The following is a 19,859-nucleotide window of genomic DNA, read 5'->3' on the forward strand; positions in this document are numbered from 1 at the left end:
GGAGTATGCGGTGCGGCGACGCAATCGTCACCGGGAAGAAAGACGCAAACGTGACGGCCGCCCCATTGGGGCGGCCGTTTTGTTTACGCATCAGCTGTTGTTGTGGTCGACCTTGATGGTCGGATCGCTGCCGGCAATCAGGTTGTGAATGTTGGCAGTGGACCAGTTGTTGCCTTCCAGTTTGATCGTCACGTCCGGTGCCGCGGCAGCCGCATCGGCGGAGTTGAACTTGCCCGCCGAACTGACTTGCAGCGACGACACGCCGTCGACCGTGGTGATCTTCAGGAAGTTGTCGATGGTGCTGCCGGACTCGCCCTGCAGCAGGTCGCGCAGGTCGATGCGGTCACCTTCGCTGGCGTTGAAGTCCTTGATCACATCGTTGCCGGTGTCGCCTGCTTTCCAGACGAAGGTGTCGGCACCGGAACCGCCGATCAGGATGTCGTTGCCCGGGCCGCCGATCAGCGTGTCGTTGCCGGAGCCGCCGAGCAGGATGTCATTGCCCTTGCCGCCGTCGAGCACGTCATTGCCGCCACCACCGAACAGGATGTCATTGCCTGCGCCACCCAGCAGTGTGTCGTTGCCGTCATGGGCACCGGACACATCGAACGCCTGATAGTGCTCGGTGATGTACTGGTGCACGTTGCTGGTGGTGACTTTGCTGACATCCACGCCGGTCTGCTGCGCGACAAACGCCTGCATCGCCTGGTAACCCTCGCCGGCAATGCCGTTGAAGCTCACCAGATCGCCGAACAGGATGTCGTTGCCGTCGCCACCGTTGACGGTGTCGTTGCCCGGCATCGTCGCTTCGGTGTGGCCGATGATCGAGTTGGCCAGGTCCTTCGGATCGATGTTGGTCTGCGGGTTGTGATCGGTGTCGTACGGTTTCAGGTCGTTGAGGCTGACACCGCTGTTGATACCGATGGCTTCCACATTGGACAGGTTGCCCAGCAGTGCGAAGGCGCTGTTGGCGTTGTCGGTGGTGGCCTGGCTGGTGCTGCTGCCGGAGCCTGCCAGGCTCGACAGCTCGTAGGTGCCATCGCCCTGGGCGTGGATGGTGCCCACGTTGCTCCAGTTCCAGCTGCCGTTCTTGTACGTCTGCAGCACCACGGCACCCGCCGTGCTGATGGTCAGGTAGTGGGTGCTGTCGATGTAGGTGCTGAAGCTGTCACCCAGCTTGTAGTTGCTGGTCTTCACCACGTCGTCGAGCTTCACGTTGCCGTACAGCGTCGGGTTGGTCTGCTCGCCGCTCTGGTAGTAGGTCGGCTGGCCGTCGGTGATGAAGTACGTGAGGTTCTTCGCCCCGGTATTGGCCACGGCTTCGGCGCTCTGGAAGAAGTTGGCCGTAGCCTTGAACACGTCTTCGTAGTTGGTGCCGCCGCCGGAAGTCATCGAGTCCAGCACAGCCTTGAGCTTGGTCAGCGCGTTCGGGTCGTTGAGGTTCACCGACACCGACTTGTTGACCTGGGTATCGAAGTCCACCAGGAAGATGTTCACCGTTCCCGAGTTGTTGCCCATGCTCTGCTTGAGGGTGTTGAACACCGACGTCAGCGAGTCTTTGGCAGCGTTGATCGACGCGGTGCTCATGCTGCCAGAGCTGTCGACCATAAACGCGATGTTGTAGTTGGTGCCCGGCACCACGGTCAGGCCGCCGATATCGGCGACGATGATGTCGTTGCCGTCGGTGCCGGTGACGGTGTCATCAGCCGAGGTGGCGACAATCGAGTTGTAGACCGCCGGCACCACGGAGACCGGAATGGTCGCGGTGGTGCTGGCCGAGCCGCCCAGAGCCTCGGTGGAGGTCGAGGTCACGGTCAGGTTGAACTGGCCGTTGTAGTAGGCCGGCGGGGTCACGGTCAGGCTGCCGAGGTTCCAGCCGGTGACGTTGGCGTCGCCGCTGGTGGCGGTCACGGTGAAGCTGTGGCCCGCGCCGTCGCTGAGCACCGAACCGACTGGTGCGCCGCTGATCTTGATGCTCAGGGTTTCCGAACCGTCGGTGTCGGTCAGCGCGGTGCTGATCGACGACAGTTTCACGGTGGTGCCTTCGGCGCCGGTGTTGAGCTTGTAGCCGTCGTAATAGCCTTCGCCGTTGGTGCCGTGCAGGTCGGAGACGGTCACGCCGGAGTTCACCAGGTCCTGTACGCCGGTGTAGATCGGCACGCCGGCACTGCTCAGGTCGATCGCCGTGCCGCCGTTGACCGACAGGTTGACGTCGTAGCTGCCCGGGCCGCTCTGGTTGTGGTGGTAGATCTCCAGGGTGTAGTAGCCGCTGGTGGTCGGGGTGAACGAACCGTTGAGGTTGCCGCCCGCGCCCCAGGTCGTGGAGGCCACGTTCTTGCCACCGATGTTCACCAGCAGGCTGTCATCGCCGGTGCCGGTGAAGGTGTAAGTCTTGCCGGCTTCGAGGTAGATCAGGCCGGAGGTCTTCGACGCGGTGCCCGCTGCGACGTTGCCGTCGGACTGCACGTTGGTCACGTTGCCTTTGGAGTTCGCGGTGCCGGCGCCGTCGATCACGTTTTTCAAGGTGGTCGAGTTCGCGCCACTGCCGTCGGTGCCCAGGCCCGACAGGCCGGTCCAGACTTCCTTGATCAGCCCGGTGGACTTCACGCTGTTGTCGGCCACCGACAGGGTCGGCGCATCCGCCACCGGCGTGATGTCGATCTTGATGGTGCCGGTGTTGCCCAGCAGGTGGCCGTCGGTTGGCTGGAACTTGATCTGCGCGTAATCCGCCTGGTTGTTGCCCAGACCGGTGCCGCCATAACCGTTCGCACCCGATTCGTTGGCATCCGGCAGGAAGCGCAGCTTGCCGGCGTCGATGTCGGCCTTGCTGAAGGTCTGGTTGGTGGCGACGTCTTTCCAGGTCGAACCGTCCAGATATTGCAGTTTGCCTTCGCCCGGCAGCTGGGTGATTTTCACGCCCAGGCTCGAGGCCGGGCTGTCCACGTCGGTGACGCCGAAGGTCGACCAGCCGAGGATCAGCGGGGTGTCTTCGGTGCCGGTGACGTTGACCGGTGCTGCCACCGGCGCGTCGTTGACGGCCACCACGTTGACCGTGGTGGTGGCGACGTTGGAGTAGTTGCCGCCATCGGTCACCGTCACGGTGATGATCCGTGGCACGGTGCTCGGATCTTCACTGCTGTTGGTGAAGGTGATGTTCTTGATCGCCTGCATGTAGTCGGCGAGCGTCGCGTTGCCCGACAACGTCAGCGTAATGGTGCCGTTGGTGCTGTTGGCATTGATGGTGATGCCGTTGACGCTGTTGCCCAGGTTCAGCGCATCGCCGTCCTGACGGTTGGTCAGCACGATGGTGGCGCCGGTCAGCATGGTGCTGTCCGGGTCGGTGATGCTGATGTCGGTGTCGGCGATCGACACACCCGCGCCCGGGGTGTTTTCGGTGAAGGTCACCTTGTAGTCGGCCCCGGTGGCGCCGCTGGAGTTGTTGGCGTCGAGGTCGAGGACCGGTGGCGCATCGTTGTCGATGATCGAGGTGCTGACGCTGCCGTTGGTGCTGCTGACCGCCAGGTTCTCGAAGTTGCCGCCGGTGGCCGAGTCGATCTTGACCACGAAGTTCTCGGTGCCTTCGGTGATCTTGTCGTCGATGGTCGCAACATTGAACTGCGCGCTGCTGGCACCCGCCGGGATCTTCACGGTGTACACGCCGGTGAAGTCCGAACCGTCGGCGGCGGTGCCGCTGTAGACGATTTTCAGGGTCACTTCGGTTTGCGCCGGGTGGGTCAGGCTGACGGTGTAGGTCGCGGTCTGGCCTTCGGTCACCGAGGTGCTGCCGGTGATGCTGACGGTGGTGGTGTCGATGGTGTCGGTGACATTGGTCACCGCTGGCGTGTTGCTGGTCACCAGGTTTTCAAAGTTGCCACCGGTGGCGTTGGTGATGGTTGCCTGCACGGTGCCGGCGTCTTTGTAGACGTCGTCAGCCGGTGCCGGAACGGTCACGGTGCCAGTGGTTTTGCCGGCCTCGATGGTGATCACCGAGCCGTTGCTCAGGGTCACGGTCACCGGCGTGCCTGCCGCGTTGGTGAGGGTCGCGGTGTAGGTGATCTGGCCACCTTCGGCCACGGTACCGGTCGCGGTCAGCGACAGGTTGGTGGTGTCGATGGTGTCGGTCACGGTGGTGCTGACCGGCGTCTTGTCGGCCACGAGGTTTTCGTAGTTGCCGCCGCTGACGTTGGAGATCGAGTTGGTCAGCGGTGCATGACCATTCAACACGTCGTTCGGTGCAGTCGTGGTGACGGTACCGGTGGTCTTGCCGATGTCGATGGTGATGGTCTGGCCGTTGGACAGTGTCACGGTCACTGGCGAGCCGGTCACTGGAGCACCGACAGTTGCGGTGTAGACAACGTTGCCGCCCTCGGCCGCGGTTGCGGTCGCGGTCAGCTTCACGGTGGTGGTGTCGATGGTGTCGGTGACGTTGGTCACGGCCGGTGTGTTGCTGGTCACCAGGTTTTCGAAGTTGCCACCGGTGGCCGACTTGATCGTGGCCTGAACGGTGCCGGCGTCTTTGTAAACGTCATCGGCTGGTGCAGGAACGGTCACGGTGCCGGTGGTTTTGCCGGCGTCGATGGTAATCACGGCGCCGTTGCTCAGGGTTACGGTCACCGGAGTGCCGGCGGCGTTGGTCAACGTTGCGGTGTAGACGATCGAACCACCTTCGGCCACGGTGCCGGTCGCGGTCAGCGACAGGTTGGTGGTGTCGATGGTGTCGGTCACGGTGGTCGACACAGGCGTCTTGTCGGCTACGAGGTTTTCGTAGTTGCCGCCGCTGACATTGGTGATGGCGTTGGTCAGCGGTGCGTGACCGTTCAACGCATCGTTCGGCGCGGTGGTGGTCACGGTGCCGGTGGTCTTGCCGACTTCGATGGTGATGGTCTGGCCGTTGGACAGGGTCACGGTCACAGGCGAACCGGTCACAGGCGCGCCGACAGTCGCGGTGTAGACGACGTTGCCGCCCTCGGCCGCTGTTGCGGTCGCCGTCAGCTTCACGGTGGTGGTGTCGATGGTGTCGGTGACGTTGGTCACGGCTGGTGTGTTGCTGGTCACCAGGTTTTCGAAGTTGCCACCGGTGGCGTTGGTGATGGTTGCCTGAACAGTACCGGCGTCCTTGTAAACGTCATCGGCCGGCGCAGGAACGGTCACGGTGCCGGTGGTTTTACCAGCGTCGATGGTGATCACGGCGCCGTTGCTCAAGGTCACGGTCACCGGGGTGCCCGCAGCGTTGGTCAGTGTGGCGGTGTAGATGATCGAACCGCCCTCGGCGACCGAATTGGTGGCGCTCAAGGACAAGTTGGTGGTGTCGATGGTGTCGGTGACGGTGGTGCTGACCGGCGTCTTGTCCGCTACGAGGTTCTCGTAGTTGCCGCCGCTTACACCGGTGATTGCGTTAGTCAGTGGCGCATGACCATTCAGCACGTCGTTCGGCGCGGTGGTGGTCACGGTGCCGGTGGTCTTGCCGACTTCGATGGTGATCGACTGACCGTTCGACAGGGTCACGGTCACTGGCGAGCCGGTTACCGGTGCACCAACAGTCGCGGTGTAGGTGACAGTGCCACCTTCGGCCGCTGTCGTGGTCGCCGTCAGCTTCACGGTGGTGGTGTCAATGGTGTCGGTGACGCTGGTCACCGCTGGCGTGGTGCTGGTCACCAGGTTTTCGAAGTTGCCGCCGGTGGCGGATTTGATCGTGGCCTGTACGGTGCCGGCGTCTTTATAGACGTCATCGGCTGGCGCAGGAACGGTTACGGTGCCGGTGGTTTTGCCCGCTTCGATGGTGATCACGGCGCCGTTGCTCAGCGTTACGGTCACAGGAGTGCCCGCTGCGTTGGTCAGGGTCGCGGTGTAGGTGATCTGGCCACCTTCGGCCACGGTGCCGGTCGCGGTCAGCGACAGGTTGGTGGTGTCGATGGTGTCGGTGACGGTGGTCGAAACCGGTGTTTTGTCGGCGACCAGATTTTCGTAGTTGCCGCCGGAAACGTTGGTGATGGCGTTGGTCAACGGCGCGTGGCCGGTCAGCACATCGTTCGGCGCGGTGGTGATCACGGTGCCAGTGGTCTTGCCCACTTCGATGGTGATGGTCTGGCCGTTGGACAGGGTCACGGTGACTGGCGAGCCGGTCACCGGTGCACCCACGGTAGCGGTGTAGGTGACGGTGCCACCTTCAGCAGCGGTTTCGGTCGCAGTCAGTTTGACCGTGGTGGTGTCGATGGTGTCGGTGACGTTGGTCACGGCTGGTGTGTTGCTGGTCACCAGGTTTTCGAAGTTGCCGCCGGTGGCGGATTTGATCGTGGCCTGAACGGTGCCGGCGTCCTTGTAGACGTCATCGGCTGGAGCCGGAACAGTGACGGTGCCAGAGGTTTTGCCAGCGTCGATGGTGATCACTGCGCCGTTCGACAACGTCACGGTGACTGGCGAGCCAGCAGCGTTGGTCAGGGTCGCGGTGTAGGTGATCTGGCCACCCTCGGCCACGGTGCCGGTCGCGGTCAGCGACAGGTTGGTGGTATCGATGGTGTCGGTCACAGTGGTGCTGACCGGGGTTTTGTCGGCGACCAGATTTTCGTAGTTGCCACCGCTCACGTTGGTGATCGCGTTGGTCAGCGGCGCGTGGCCAGTCAGCGCATCGTTCGGCGCGGTGGTGGTCACGGTGCCGGTGGTTTTGCCCACTTCGATGGTGATGGTCTGACCGTTGGACAGGGCCACAGTGACAGGCGAACCGGTCACTGGCGCGCCAACCGTCGCGGTGTAAGTAACGGTGCCGCCTTCAGCCGCCGACTCGGTCGCGGTGAGTTTCACCGTGGTGGTGTCGATGGTATCGGTGACCTGGGTCACCGCAGGAACGGTGCTGGTCACCAGATTTTCGAAGTTGCCGCCAGTGGCGTTGGTGATCGTTGCCTGAACAGTACCGGCGTCCTTGTAGACGTCATCGGCAGGGGCCGGAACAGTCACGGTGCCCGTAGTTTTACCGGCCTCGATGGTGATCACGGCGCCGTTGCTCAAGGTCACGGTCACCGGGGTGCCCGCAGCGTTGGTCAGTGTGGCGGTGTAGATGATCGACCCACCCTCGGCGACCGAATTGGTGGCGCTGAGGGTCAGGTTGGTGGTGTCGACGGTGTCGGTGACCGTGGTCGAAACCGGGGTCTTGTCGGCAACGAGGTTCTCGTAATTACCGCCGGTTACGCCGGTGATCGCATTGGTCAGCGGCGCGTGGCCGGTCAACGCGTCATTCGGCGCAGTGGTGGTCACGGTGCCAGTGGTCTTGCCGACTTCGATGGTGATCTGCTGACCGTTGGACAGGGTCACGGTCACCGGCGAACCGGTGACTGGAGCACCGACAGTCGCGGTGTAAGTAACGGTGCCGCCTTCAGCCGCCGACTCGGTCGCGGTCAGTTTGACCGTGGTGGTGTCGATGGTGTCGGTGACATTGGTCACGGCTGGCGTGTTGCTGGTCACCAGGTTTTCGAAGTTGCCACCGGTCGCGGACTTGATCGTCGCTTCCACGGTGCCGGCGTCCTTGTAGACGTCATCGGCAGGAGCAGGAACGGTCACGGTGCCGGTGGTCTTGCCGGCTTCGATGGTGATCACCGCGCCGTTCGACAGGGTCACGGTCACCGGGGTGCCGGCCGGATTGGTCAGGGTAGCGGTGTAAACGATCGAGCCACCCTCGGCCACGGTGCCGGTCGCGGTCAGCGACAGGTTGGTGGTGTCGATGGTGTCGGTGACGGTGGTGCTGACCGGAGTCTTGTCCGCTACGAGGTTCTCGTAGTTGCCGCCGCTCACGTTGGTGATCGCGTTGGTCAGTGGCGCATGGCCGTTCAGCACATCGTTCGGTGCCGTGGTGGTCACGGTGCCGGTGGTCTTGCCGACTTCAATGGTGATTTGCTGACCGTTGGACAGGGTCACGGTCACTGGCGAACCGGTGACTGGTGCGCCCACGGTCGCGGTGTAAGTAACGGTGCCACCTTCGGCAGCAGTTTCGGAAGCGGTGAGCTTCACGGTCGTCGTGTCGATGGTGTCGGTGACTTCCGTTACGGCTGGAACGGTGCTCGGCACCAGGTTCTCGAAGTTGCCACCGGTTGCATCCTTGATGGTGACTTCAACCTTGCCGGCGTCTTTGTAGACGTCATCGGCCGGTGCAGGAACAGTCACGGTGCCTGTGGTTTTGCCCGCTTCGATGGTGATGACGGAGCCGTTGCTCAACGTCACGGTCACCGGGGTGCCGGCAGGGTTGGTCAGGGTAGCGGTGTAAACAATCGAACCGCCCTCGGCCACGATCCCGGTCGCGGTCAGCGACAGGTTGGTGGTGTCGATGGTATCGGTGACGGTGGTTGACACCGGAGTCTTGTCTGCTACGAGGTTCTCGTAGTTGCCGCCGCTTACGTCGGTAATCGCGTTGGTCAGCGGTGCATGGCCGTTCAGCGCATCGTTAGGTGCGGTGGTGGTCACGGTGCCGGTGGTCTTGCCCACTTCGATGGTGATCGACTGGCCGTTGGCCAGGGTCACGGTCACCGGCGAACCGGTGACTGGTGCGCCGACGGTGGCGGTGTAGGTGACGGTGCCGCCTTCCGCCGCCGACTCGGTCGCGGTCAGTTTGACCGTGGTGGTGTCGATGGTGTCGGTGACCTGAGTCACGGCTGGAACGGTGCTTGGCACCAGGTTCTCGAAGTTGCCACCGGTGGCCGTCGAAATGGTGGCTTCGACTTTGCCCGCATCCTTGTAAACGTCATCGGCCGGAGCCGGAACGCTTACGGTGCCGGTGGTTTTACCGGCTTCGATGGTGATGACGGCGCCGTTCGACAGGGTCACGGTCACCGGCGTGCCCGCCGGGTTGGTCAGTGTGGCGGTGTAAACGATCGAACCACCCTCGGCCACGGAGCTGGTAGCGCTCAGGGTCAGGTTGGTGGTGTCGACGGTGTCGGTCACGGTGGTGCTGACCGGAGTCTTGTCGGCAACCAGATTCTCGTAGTTGCCACCGCTCACGCCGGTGATCGAGTTGGTCAGCGGCTCGTGACCGTTCAGCGCATCGTTCGGTGCGGTGGTGGTGACGGTGCCGGTGGTTTTACCGACTTCGATGGTGATCTGCTGACCATTGGCCAGGGTCACGGTCACAGGCGAACCGGTGACAGGCGCGCCGACGGTAGCGGTATAGGTGACAGTGCCACCTTCAGCAGCGGTTTCGGTCGCGGTGAGTTTCACCGTGGTGGTGTCGATGGTATCGGTGACGTTGGTCACGGCCGGAACGGTGCTCGGCACCAGGTTCTCGAAACCGCCGCCGGTGACGGTCGAAATAGTTGCTTCGACCTTGCCGGCATCCTTGTAAACGTCATCGGCTGGCGCCGGAACGGTCACGGTGCCCGTGGTCTTGCCGGCTTCGATGGTGATCACCGCGCCGTTCGACAGGGTCACGGTCACCGGGGTGCCGGCCGGGTTGGTCAGGGTCGCGGTGTAGACAATCGAACCACCCTCGGCTACCGAATCGGTGGCGGTCAGGTTCAGGTTGGTGGTGTCGACCGTGTCCGAAACCGAGGTGTTGGCCGGTTTGCTGTCGACCGCCAGGTTTTCGTAGTTGCCACCGGTGGCCTTGTCGATGGTCACGCTCAGCGAGCTGCCGCCCGCCAATGGGCTGTTCGGCGCGACGAAGTTCACGGTGCCGGTAGTCTCGCCCACGGCGATAGTGATGGTCTGGCCGTTGGACAGGGTCACCACGACCGGCGAACCGGTCACTGGCGCCGTCACGGTCGCGGTGTAGACCACGGTTTCGCCTTCGGCGACGTTGGCGGTGGCGGTCAGCGACACGGTGGACGTGTCGATGGTGTCGTGGACGGTAGTGACCGCCGGGGCAGTGCTGGTGACCAGGTTTTCAAAGTTGCCGCCGGTGGCGCCCTTGATGGTCGTTTCAACGGTGCCGGCGTCCTTGTAGACATCGTCCTTCGGCGCGTCGACGGTCACGGTGCCGGTGGTTTTGCCGGCTTCGATGGTGATCACGGCGCCGTTGCTCAACGTCACGGTCACCGGGGTGCCGGCGGCGTTGGTCAGGGTCGCGGTGTAGGTGATCTGGCCACCTTCGTTGACTTCCGGCGTCGCGCTCAGGGTCAGGTTGGTGGTGTCGACGGTGTCGGTGACAGTAGTCGAAACCGGAGTCTTGTCGGCCACGAGGTTTTCGTAGTTGCCGCCGCTCACGCCAGTGATTGAGTTGGTCAGCGGTTCGTGACCGTTCAACGCGTCGTTCGGCGCGGTGGTGGTCACGGTGCCGGTGGTCTTGCCGACTTCGATGGTGATCGACTGACCGTTGGCCAGGGTCACGGTGACCGGCGAACCGGTTACCGGAGCGCCAACAGTCGCGGTGTAGGTGACGGTGCCGCCTTCCGCCGCCGACTCGGTCGCGGTCAGTTTGACCGTAGTGGTGTCGATGGTGTCAGTGACTTCGGTGACGGCCGGAACGGTGCTAGGCACCAAGTTCTCGAAGTTGCCGCCGGACGCGTCCTTGATGGTGACTTCAACCTTGCCGGCATCTTTGTAGACGTCATCGGCCGGGGCTGGAACGGTCACGGTGCCGGTGGTTTTACCGGCTTCGATGGTGATCACGGCACCGTTCGACAGGGTCACGGTGACCGGCGTGCCGGCCGGGTTGGTCAGGGTGGCGGTGTAAACAATCGAGCCGCCTTCGGCCACGGTGCCGGTCGCGGTCAGCGACAGGTTGGTGGTGTCGATGATGTCGGTCACGGTGGTGCTGACCGGAGTCTTGTCGGCGACCAGGTTCTCGTAGTTGCCGCCGCTTACGTCGGTAATCGAGTTGGTCAGCGGTGCATGGCCGTTCAACGCGTCGTTCGGCGCAGTGGTGGTCACGGTGCCGGAGGTTTTGCCCACTTCGATGGTGATCGACTGACCGTTGGACAGGGTTACGGTGACTGGCGAACCGGTCACAGGTGCGCCCACAGTCGCGGTGTAGGTGACGGTGCCACCTTCAGCTGCGGATTCGGTCGCGGTCAGTTTGACCGTGGTGGTGTCGATGGTGTCGGTGACTTCGGTGACGGCCGGAACGGTGCTCGGCACCAGGTTCTCGAAGTTGCCGCCAGTGGCCGTCGAAATGGTGGCTTCGACTTTGCCCGCGTCCTTGTAAACGTCATCGGCCGGGGCCGGAACGCTCACGGTACCGGTGGTTTTACCGGCTTCGATGGTGATGACGGCGCCGTTGGACAAGGTCACGGTCACCGGCGTGCCCGCCGGGTTGGTCAGTGTGGCGGTGTAGACGATCGAACCGCCCTCGGCCACGGAGCCGGTAGCGCTCAGGGTCAGGTTGGTAGTGTCGACGGTGTCGGTCACGGTGGTGCTGACCGGCGTATTGTCGGCGACGAGGTTTTCGTAGTTGCCGCCGCTCACGCCAGTGATCGAGTTGGTCAGCGGCTCGTGACCGTTCAACGCATCGTTCGGCGCTGTGGTGGTGACGGTGCCGGTGGTTTTACCGACTTCGATGGTGATCTGCTGACCATTGGCCAGGGTCACGGTCACTGGCGAGCCGGTCACTGGCGCGCCAACAGTGGCGGTGTAGGTGACGGTGCCACCTTCAGCAGCGGTTTCGGTCGCAGTCAGTTTGACTGTGGTGGTGTCGATGGTGTCGGTGACTTCGGTCACCGCTGGAACGGTGCTTGGCACCAGGTTTTCGAAGTTTCCGCCGGACGCATCCTTGATGGTCACTTCGACTTTACCGGCATCTTTGTAAACGTCATCGGCCGGAGCCGGAACGGTCACGGTGCCGGTGGTTTTGCCCGCTTCGATGGTGATGACGGAGCCGTTGCTCAACGTCACGGTCACCGGGGTGCCGGCCGGGTTGGTCAGGGTCGCGGTGTAAACAATCGAACCGCCCTCGGCCACGGTACCGGTCGCGGTCAGCGACAGGTTGGTGGTGTCGACGGTGTCGGTCACTGTGGTGCTGACCGGGGTTTTGTCAGCTACGAGGTTTTCGTAGTTGCCGCCGCTCACATCAGTGATCGAGTTGGTCAGCGGCGCGTGGCCATTGAGCACATCGTTCGGTGCGGTGGTGGTCACGCTGCCAGTGGTTTTGCCAACTTCGATGGTGATTTGCTGACCATTGGCCAGGGTCACGGTGACCGGCGAACCGGTCACTGGTGCGCCAACGGTGGCGGTGTAAGTAACGGTGCCGCCTTCAGCGACCGAGGTGTCAGCGGTCAGCTTCACGGTCGAAGTGTCGATGGTATCGGTGACTTCAGTGACCGCTGGAACGGTGCTCGGAACTAGGTTCTCGAAATTGCCGCCGGATGCATCCTTGATGGTCACTTCGACCTTGCCAGCGTCTTTGTAGACGTCATCGGCAGGGGCCGGAACGGTCACGGTGCCGGTGGTCTTGCCGGCCTCGATGGTGATCACCGCGCCATTGGACAGGGTCACGGTGACTGGCGAGCCGGCGGCATTGGTCAGGGTCGCGGTGTAGACGATCGAACCGCCCTCGGCCACGGAGCCAGTGGCGCTCAGGGTCAGGTTGGTGGTGTCGACGGTGTCGGTGACGGTGGTCGAAACCGGGGTCTTGTCGGCCACGAGGTTTTCGTAGTTGCCGCCGCTCACGCCAGTGATCGAGTTGGTCAGGGGCGGATTGCCGGTCAGCGCGTCATTCGGCGCGGTGGTGGTCACGGTGCCGGTGGTCTTGCCGACTTCGATGGTGATCTGCTGACCATTGGCCAGGGTCACGGTCACAGGCGAACCGGTCACCGGCGCACCAACAGTGGCGGTGTAGGTAACGGTGCCGCCTTCGGCTGCGGTTTCGCTCGCGGTGAGTTTCACCGTGGTGGTGTCGATGGTGTCAGTGACTTCGGTCACGGCCGGAACGGTGCTCGGCACCAGGTTCTCGAAGTTGCCGCCGGTGGTGCCGGTAATGCTGACTTCGACTTTGCCGGCATCCTTGTAGACGTCATCGGCCGGTGCCGGAACGGTCACGGTGCCGGTGGTCTTGCCCGCTTCAATGGTGATGACGGAGCCGTTGCTCAACGTCACGGTCACCGGGGTGCCAGCCGGGTTGGTCAATGTAGCGGTGTAAACGATCGAGCCGCCTTCGGCCACGGAACCGGTGGCGCTCAGCGACAGATTGGTGGTGTCGATGGAGTCGGTGACGGTGGTGGTCGCCGGCGTGGTGTTCGGCACCAGATTCTCGAAGTTGCCGCCGGTAGCACCGGTAATGGTGGTGCTGACGGTGCCGCCGTTGTTGTAGACGTCATTCGGCGCAGTCGGAACGTTGACGCTGCCGCTGGTCTTGCCCGCTTCGATAGTGATGGTCGAGCCGTTCGACAGGGTGACGGTCACCGGCGTCTGCGCCGGGTTGGTCAACGTCGCGGTGTAGGTGATCTGGCCACCCTCGACCACGGTGCCGGTCGCGGTCAGGGTCAGGTTGGTGGTGTCGACCGAATCGACGATATTGGTAACGGCTGGCGTCGGGTTCGGCACCAGATTCTCGAAATTGCCGCCCGTGGCACCGGTGATGGTGGTGGTGACGGTGCTGCCGTTGTTATAGACGTCATTCGGCGCGGTCGGCACGTTGACGGTGCCGGTGGTCTGGCCGGCGCCGATGGTGATGGTCGAGCCGTTCGACAGGGTGACGGTGACCGGCGTCTGCGCCGGGTTGGTCAGGGTCGCGGTGTAGGTGATCTGGCCACCTTCGGTGACGCTGCTGCCCGCCGTCAGGGTGACGGTGGTGGTGTCGATGGTGTCGGTGACCTGGGTCACGGCCGGGGTGGTCGGCACGGTGACGGTAATGCCGTTGCCGCCGGTGGTGCCGGTGACGGTCACGTTGATCTGGCTGGCGTCGTTGTAGACCGTGTCATTCGGGGCCAGCGGCACGTTGACGGTGCCGGTGGTGGATCCGGCCGGAATCACGATCACCGCGCCATTGGACAGGGTGACGGTCAGGTCGGTCAGCGGCGCCTGGGTGAGGGTTGCGGTGTACACCAGCACGCCGCCCGCTTCGGTGATGGTCGGCGTGGCGCTGAGGCTCAGGGTCGAGTCGCGCAGGGCGTTGGTGGTGGTGTCGGTGGTCTGGCCGCCAGTGATGTTCTGGGCGGCCTGGCCGCCGGAGTTGATGCCCGCGGTCGGGAAGCCGATGGTCGGATCGACACGGCCAGCGGTCGCATCGAGCATCACGAAGCTGTGGCCGCCACCAGCGGCGCCGCCTGTACCAGCGGCGGTCGGGCCGGCTGCTGCTGCCTCAAGGGCGGTAGTCGGGTCGACACCGGCGGCAATGGCTTGCTGCAGCTCTTCAACGGACGGCGCGGCCTGCGCAGTGGCCTCGGCCAGGTCGGTGACGGAGTCCGGAGTGTCGGCGCTCCATTGAGTGTCACGACCCAGATCGAGGGTGCGGCCATCAGCCAGTTCCAGGGACACCGCGCCGGAAACGCCGGTATCGACCTGATCGCCGGCGAACAGACGGTCGCCTTCAACGAGTACGCGACGGACGCCCTCTGGGGACACCACGAAAACCTGACCGACAATGCTTTTGACGATGGCCACAACACTGCTCATTGAAGACTCTCCGGGTGTCACGTTCAGTTGACTTCCATAGACCTGATGGCTTTTCTGCGCCGATTCAGTCTGGACGTACTTTTAAAAAAATGTGAATCAAGTTTGACGCTGATCTTCGTCAATATTTTGGCTAGAATCTTTCGCTATTAACTTTATGCCAAACTATTGACCTTATGGATGCCATCCTAAACAATCGCCCCACTAATGTCACATTGATATTTACGCGGCGACTTGCCCTTGAGCATGTGATCCAGTTCCGGTTTTAAACTTTCCGACATACGGTCATTCCGGTTGCCATCATCCGACGCAGCACCCTTATTTGCTGTGATTCACGACAAGAAGTTTTGGGAATTCCTTACCATGCGTTCGCCCCTGTTCAAGGCTCTACCTTTCGCTCTCGCCGCGTCTTTTGCTCAAGCACAATCCTTACCGGAAGCCATGCAACAGGCACTGGATGTCCATCCGGAAATCCAGGCAGGGGTCAACAGTCGATTGGCTGCGGATTATCAGTTAAAGGCTGCCAAAGGTGGATACCTGCCCAAGGTCGACCTGCTCGGCGGTTATGGCCGTGAAGGCACCGACAGCGTCACCACCCGTGCCAACGGCGGCGGCAATCACTGGGAAACCCTGAATCGTGGCGAGTCGAGTGTGCGATTGTCGCAAATGGTTTTTGACGGTTTTGCGACGTCCAGCGAAGTCGGGCGTCAACAAGCCACCGTCAACTCCCGCGCCTACGCTTTGCTTGGCACTTCCGAGCGCACTGCGCTGACGGTCGCCCAGGTTTACCTGGATGTGCTGACCCGCCGCGAATTCGTGCGCCTGGCCGAGGAAAACCTCAAGAGTCACCAGCGCATCTACGATCAGATCCAGTTGCGCACCCAGCGTGGCGTCGGCAGCGGTGCCGACCTCGACCAGGCCGAAGCGCGGATGGCCCAGGCCCGCAACAACCTGATCACCGAGCAGACCAACCTGGCCGACTCGGAAACCAACTTCCTCAGCGCCGTCGGCCAGATGCCCGATCAACTGGAGCGTCCGGCGCCGTTCATGGCGATGATGCCGGCCAACCTCAATGAGGCCCGCGCGCAGATGCTGGAAAACAGCCCGATCCTGCGTTCGGCCGAGTCCGACATCGCCGCTGCCGAAAAGCAGTACGAAACCGCCAAGTCGACCTTCTACCCGCGTTTCGACGCCGAGCTGGGCCGCACCGCCGACAACGACCTCGACGGCCAGAACGGTCACAACAATGAATGGCAGGCGATGCTGCGCATGCGCTTCAACCTGTACTCCGGTGGCAGCAACAAGGCGGATCTGGAATCCAAGTCCTACCTGTCGAACCAGGCGCTGGACATCCGCAACAACGCCCTGCGCCAGTTGAACGAAGAACTGGGCCTGGCCTGGAACGCCCTGAATAACGCCAATGCCCAGGTGCCGATCGCTCAGCAGTACGTTGATCACAGCACCGCAGTGCGTACCGCGTACCAGCGCCAGTTCAGCCTCGGCGAGCGAACCCTGCTGGATTTGCTCGACAGTGAAAACGAACTGTTCACCGCTTCGCGCCGTCTGGCCGAGATCAAGAACATTCAGTTATTTACTCAATACCGAATCAAGGCGACCATGGGCGAGTTGCTCAAGAGCCAGGGAGTGGTCGCACCGATGGCATCCGTTGTGCAGAACGACGTGAAGCCCAAGGTTCAACTGCCCGGGATGAATTGAGTTGTCCCTTTTCAACTGTTAAAGAGTGTCGAGCGTGGAATCAGAAGTCAGTCGAGTTCATCTCAGTCATGATCCACGCGCGTTGCACGACGATCCGTTACTGGATGGTCTGCTCGCCCTTTGCATGCTGCACCAGAAACCCGCCAGCGCGGCGATGCTGACCACCGGCCTGCCGCTGCCCAAGCAACGCCTGAGTGTCGAACTGCTGCCCCGTGCAGCGGCACGCGCCGGGTTGCAGGGGCGGGTGTTGCAACGCAAGCTGGAAGAAATTCCGGCCATCGCCATGCCGGCGCTGTTGCTGCTCAAGGATGGCCGCAGTGCCGTCCTGCTCGGCTGGCAGGGAGAGAACGAAGCCCGGGTGCTGCTCAGCGAAAGCGATGGCGGCGAGTCTCTGGTCAACCGTGAGCTGCTGGCCGACGACTACCTCGGCAAAGTGTTCTTCGCCCAGCCCCAGCACAAATTCGACGTCAACCACGGCACGCTGATCCCGCGCGCCCGCTCGTGGTTCCGCGACACCCTCAAGCGCTCGCGCTGGCTGTATGCCGACGCCATCGCCGCCAGTTTCCTGATCAACATCATCGCCATGGCCGCCCCGCTGTTCGTGATGAACGTCTACGACCGCGTGGTGCCGAACCAGGCCGAGGCGACCCTGTGGGTACTTGCACTGGGCATCACCGGCGCCTACCTGTTCGACCTGATCCTCAAGAGCCTGCGCAGCCTGTGCCTGGATCTGGCCGGCAAGAAAACCGACCTGATCATCTCCGCCACGCTGTTCGAACGCATCGTCGGCATGGCCATGAAATACCGGCCGGCGCGGGTCGGCAGCTTTGCCCAGAACATCCATGAGTTCCAGAGCCTGCGCGACTTCCTCGCCTCGCTGACCCTGACCAGCCTGATCGATTTGCCGTTCACCATCCTGATCTTCATCGTCATCGCCATTCTCGGCGGGCATCTGGTGTGGATTCCGGTGCTGGCCTTCCCGATTGCCCTGCTGATCGGCTATGCGTTGCAGAAGCCGCTGGTGGCCACCATGGAGCGCACCATGGCGCTGGGCGCCGAGCGTCAGTCGAGCCTGATCGAAACCCTCGCCGGCCTCGACGCGGTGAAGGTCAACAACGCCGAAAGCGAACGCCAGTACCAGTGGGAACAGACCATCGGCACCCTCAGCCGCCTCGAGCTGCGGGTGAAAATGCTTTCCGGCCTGGCGATGAACATCACCCTGCTGATCCAGCAACTGGCCGGGGTGATCATGATCGTTTTCGGCGTGTACCAGATCATCGCCGGCAACCTGAGCATGGGCGGCCTTATCGCTTGCTACATGCTCAGTGGCCGCGCACTGAGCCCGCTGGCGTCGCTGTCCGGTCTGCTGACCCGCTATCAACAGGCGCGGGTGACCATGACTTCGGTCGACCAGATGATGGAGTTGCCGCAGGAGCGCAATTTCGAAGAACGCCCGCTGAGCCGCAAGGTGCTGCAAGGCGCCATCGAATGCCGTCAGCTCAACTTCACCTACCCCGATCAACAGAACCCGGCGCTGAAGAACATCAACCTGGTGATCCGTCCCGGCGAGAAGATCGGCATCATCGGCCGCAGCGGCTCGGGCAAGAGTTCGCTGGCCAAACTGTTGGTGGGCCTGTATCAGCCGGACGACGGCGCGTTGCTGGTGGACGGCGTCGACATCCGCCAGATCGACGTCAGCGAGCTGCGCTACAACATTGGCTACGTGCCGCAGGACATCCAGCTTCTGGCCGGCACCCTGCGCGACAACCTGATTTCCGGCGCCCGTTACGTCGAGGACGAGTTGGTGCTGCAAGCCGCCGAACTGGCTGGCGTGCATGAATTCGCCCGCCTGCACCCGCAGGGTTATGAACTGCAAGTCGGCGAACGCGGGCAGAACCTGTCCGGCGGCCAGCGGCAGAACGTCGCCCTGGCCCGGGCGCTGTTGCTCAATCCGCCGATCCTGCTGCTCGACGAGCCGACCAGCGCCATGGACAACACCGGCGAAGAACGCCTCAAGCAACGCCTCGCTGCAGTCGTTGAAAACAAGACCGTGGTGCTGGTGACGCACCGGGCATCACTGCTGTCGCTGGTGGATCGCCTGCTGGTGGTCGACCGTGGACAGATTCTCGCCGATGGCCCGAAAGCCGCCGTGATGGAAGCGTTGAAGAAGGGGCAGATCAGTGTTGCTTAAGTCGGGTTTCAAGGATTCGATCCGTCGCTACTTCAAGGGCTCCGCATCGTTGCAGGGCCAGCCGCTGCCGGAGGTCAACAAGGCCTTGATCGAGGACGCGCCGCGCGTGGTGCGCCTGACGATCTGGGCGATCATCGGTTTCTTCGTGTTCCTGATGCTGTGGGCCAACTTCGCCGTTATCGACGAAGTGACCAAGGGCGACGGCAAGGCGATTCCCTCGTCGAAGATCCAGAAAATCCAGAACCTCGAGGGCGGTATCGTCTCCGAGCTGTTCGTCAAGGAAGGCCAGATCGTCGAGGCCGGCGCACCGCTGGTTCGTCTGGACGACACGCGCTTCGCCTCCAACGTTGGCGAAACCGAAGCCGATCGACTGTCGATGCTGCTGCGGGTCGAGCGCCTGAGCGCCGAGGTCGATGACCGGCCGCTGAATTTCCCCGAGGACGTGCTCAAGGCCGTGCCGGGTCAGGCCAAGAGTGAAGAGTCGCTGTACGTCAGCCGTCGCCAGCAACTGCACGATGAAGTCGGCGGCTTGCAGGAGCAGTTGATCCAGCGCCAGCAAGAACTGCGCGAATTCACCTCGAAGCAGGCGCAGTACCGCCAGCAACTGGGCCTGCAACGCCAGGAAATCAACATGTCCGAGCCGCTGGTGGCTCAGGGCGCGGTGTCGCCGGTGGAAGTGCTGCGACTCAAGCGTGCCGAAGTGGAAACCCGTGGCCAGCTCGACGCCACCACCCTGGCAATCCCGCGTGCCGAATCGGCGATCAAGGAAGTCCAGCGCAAGATCGACGAGACTCGCGGCAAGTTCCGCAGCGACGCCCTGACCCAGCTAAACGAAGCCCGCACCGACCTGAACAAGGCCCAGGCTACCGGCAAGGCGCTGGAAGACCGGGTCAGCCGTACGCTCGTTACCTCGCCGGTACGGGGTATCGTCAACAAGATGCTGGTCAACACCATCGGCGGCGTGATCCAGCCGGGCAGCGACCTGCTGGAAATCGTGCCGCTGGACGACACCTTGCTGGTCGAAGCGAAGATCCGCCCGCAGGACATCGCGTTCCTGCACCCGGGGCAGGACGCGACGGTGAAATTCACCGCCTATGACTACACCATCTATGGCGGGCTGAAGGCGAAACTCGAGCAGATCGGCGCCGACACCATTACCGATGAAGACAAGAAAACCACTTACTACATCATCAAACTGCGCACCGAGCGCAGCCATCTCGGCACTGACGAGAAGCCGCTGCTGATCATCCCGGGGATGGTGGCGTCGGTGGACATCATCACCGGCAAGAAGACCGTGCTGAGCTACCTGCTCAAGCCGATCATCCGGGCGCGGGCCGAGGCTTTGCACGAGCGGTAAGCCTTCACGGACGCCTTCGCGGTACTCGCGAAGGTGTCCGCCGCAACACCACATCCCGTCCAGAAGTGACGCAAA

4 protein-coding genes are annotated in these 19,859 nt (G+C 62.8%); 3 read left to right on the forward strand and 1 reads right to left on the reverse strand.

Annotation, left to right across the window (positions count from 1 at the left end):
* Positions 1 to 90: 90 nt before the first annotated feature.
* Positions 91 to 14,523 (reverse strand): retention module-containing protein, encoded by a 14,433-nt coding sequence (locus DLD99_RS00715; protein WP_114880933.1) that lies wholly within the window; start codon positions 14,521 to 14,523, stop codon positions 91 to 93.
* A 360-nt stretch (positions 14,524 to 14,883) separates the two neighbouring features.
* On the opposite strand from DLD99_RS00715, the gene DLD99_RS00720 reads away from it, so the two are divergent.
* From DLD99_RS00720 to DLD99_RS00730, 3 genes are read left to right on the forward strand one after another with little or no spacing between them, the layout of a single operon-like run.
* Entirely contained in the window at positions 14,884 to 16,236 is a 1,353-nt protein-coding gene (locus DLD99_RS00720) for a TolC family outer membrane protein (RefSeq protein ID WP_085712605.1), read from the forward strand.
* Between the two features lie 34 nt (positions 16,237 to 16,270).
* Positions 16,271 to 18,427: a type I secretion system permease/ATPase gene (locus tag DLD99_RS00725; RefSeq protein WP_114880934.1), complete on the forward strand. Its 2,157-nt coding sequence runs from the start codon at positions 16,271 to 16,273 to the stop codon at positions 18,425 to 18,427.
* Entirely contained in the window at positions 18,417 to 19,784 is a 1,368-nt protein-coding gene (locus tag DLD99_RS00730) for an HlyD family type I secretion periplasmic adaptor subunit (protein ID WP_085712607.1), read from the forward strand. The genes DLD99_RS00725 and DLD99_RS00730 overlap by 11 nt, the downstream gene beginning before the upstream one ends.
* The last annotated feature ends 75 nt before the right edge of the window (positions 19,785 to 19,859 follow it).

Source organism: Pseudomonas kribbensis, from assembly GCF_003352185.1.
GTDB classification, from domain to species: domain Bacteria; phylum Pseudomonadota; class Gammaproteobacteria; order Pseudomonadales; family Pseudomonadaceae; genus Aquipseudomonas; species Aquipseudomonas kribbensis.

Excerpts from the sequence above, each read along its gene's own strand:
- DLD99_RS00720 (WP_085712605.1), top strand. The coding sequence starts at position 14,884 with ATGCGTTCGCCCCTGTTCAAGGCTCTACCTTTCGCTCTCGCCGCGTCT.
- DLD99_RS00715 (WP_114880933.1), bottom strand. The coding sequence starts at position 14,523 with ATGAGCAGTGTTGTGGCCATCGTCAAAAGCATTGTCGGTCAGGTTTTC.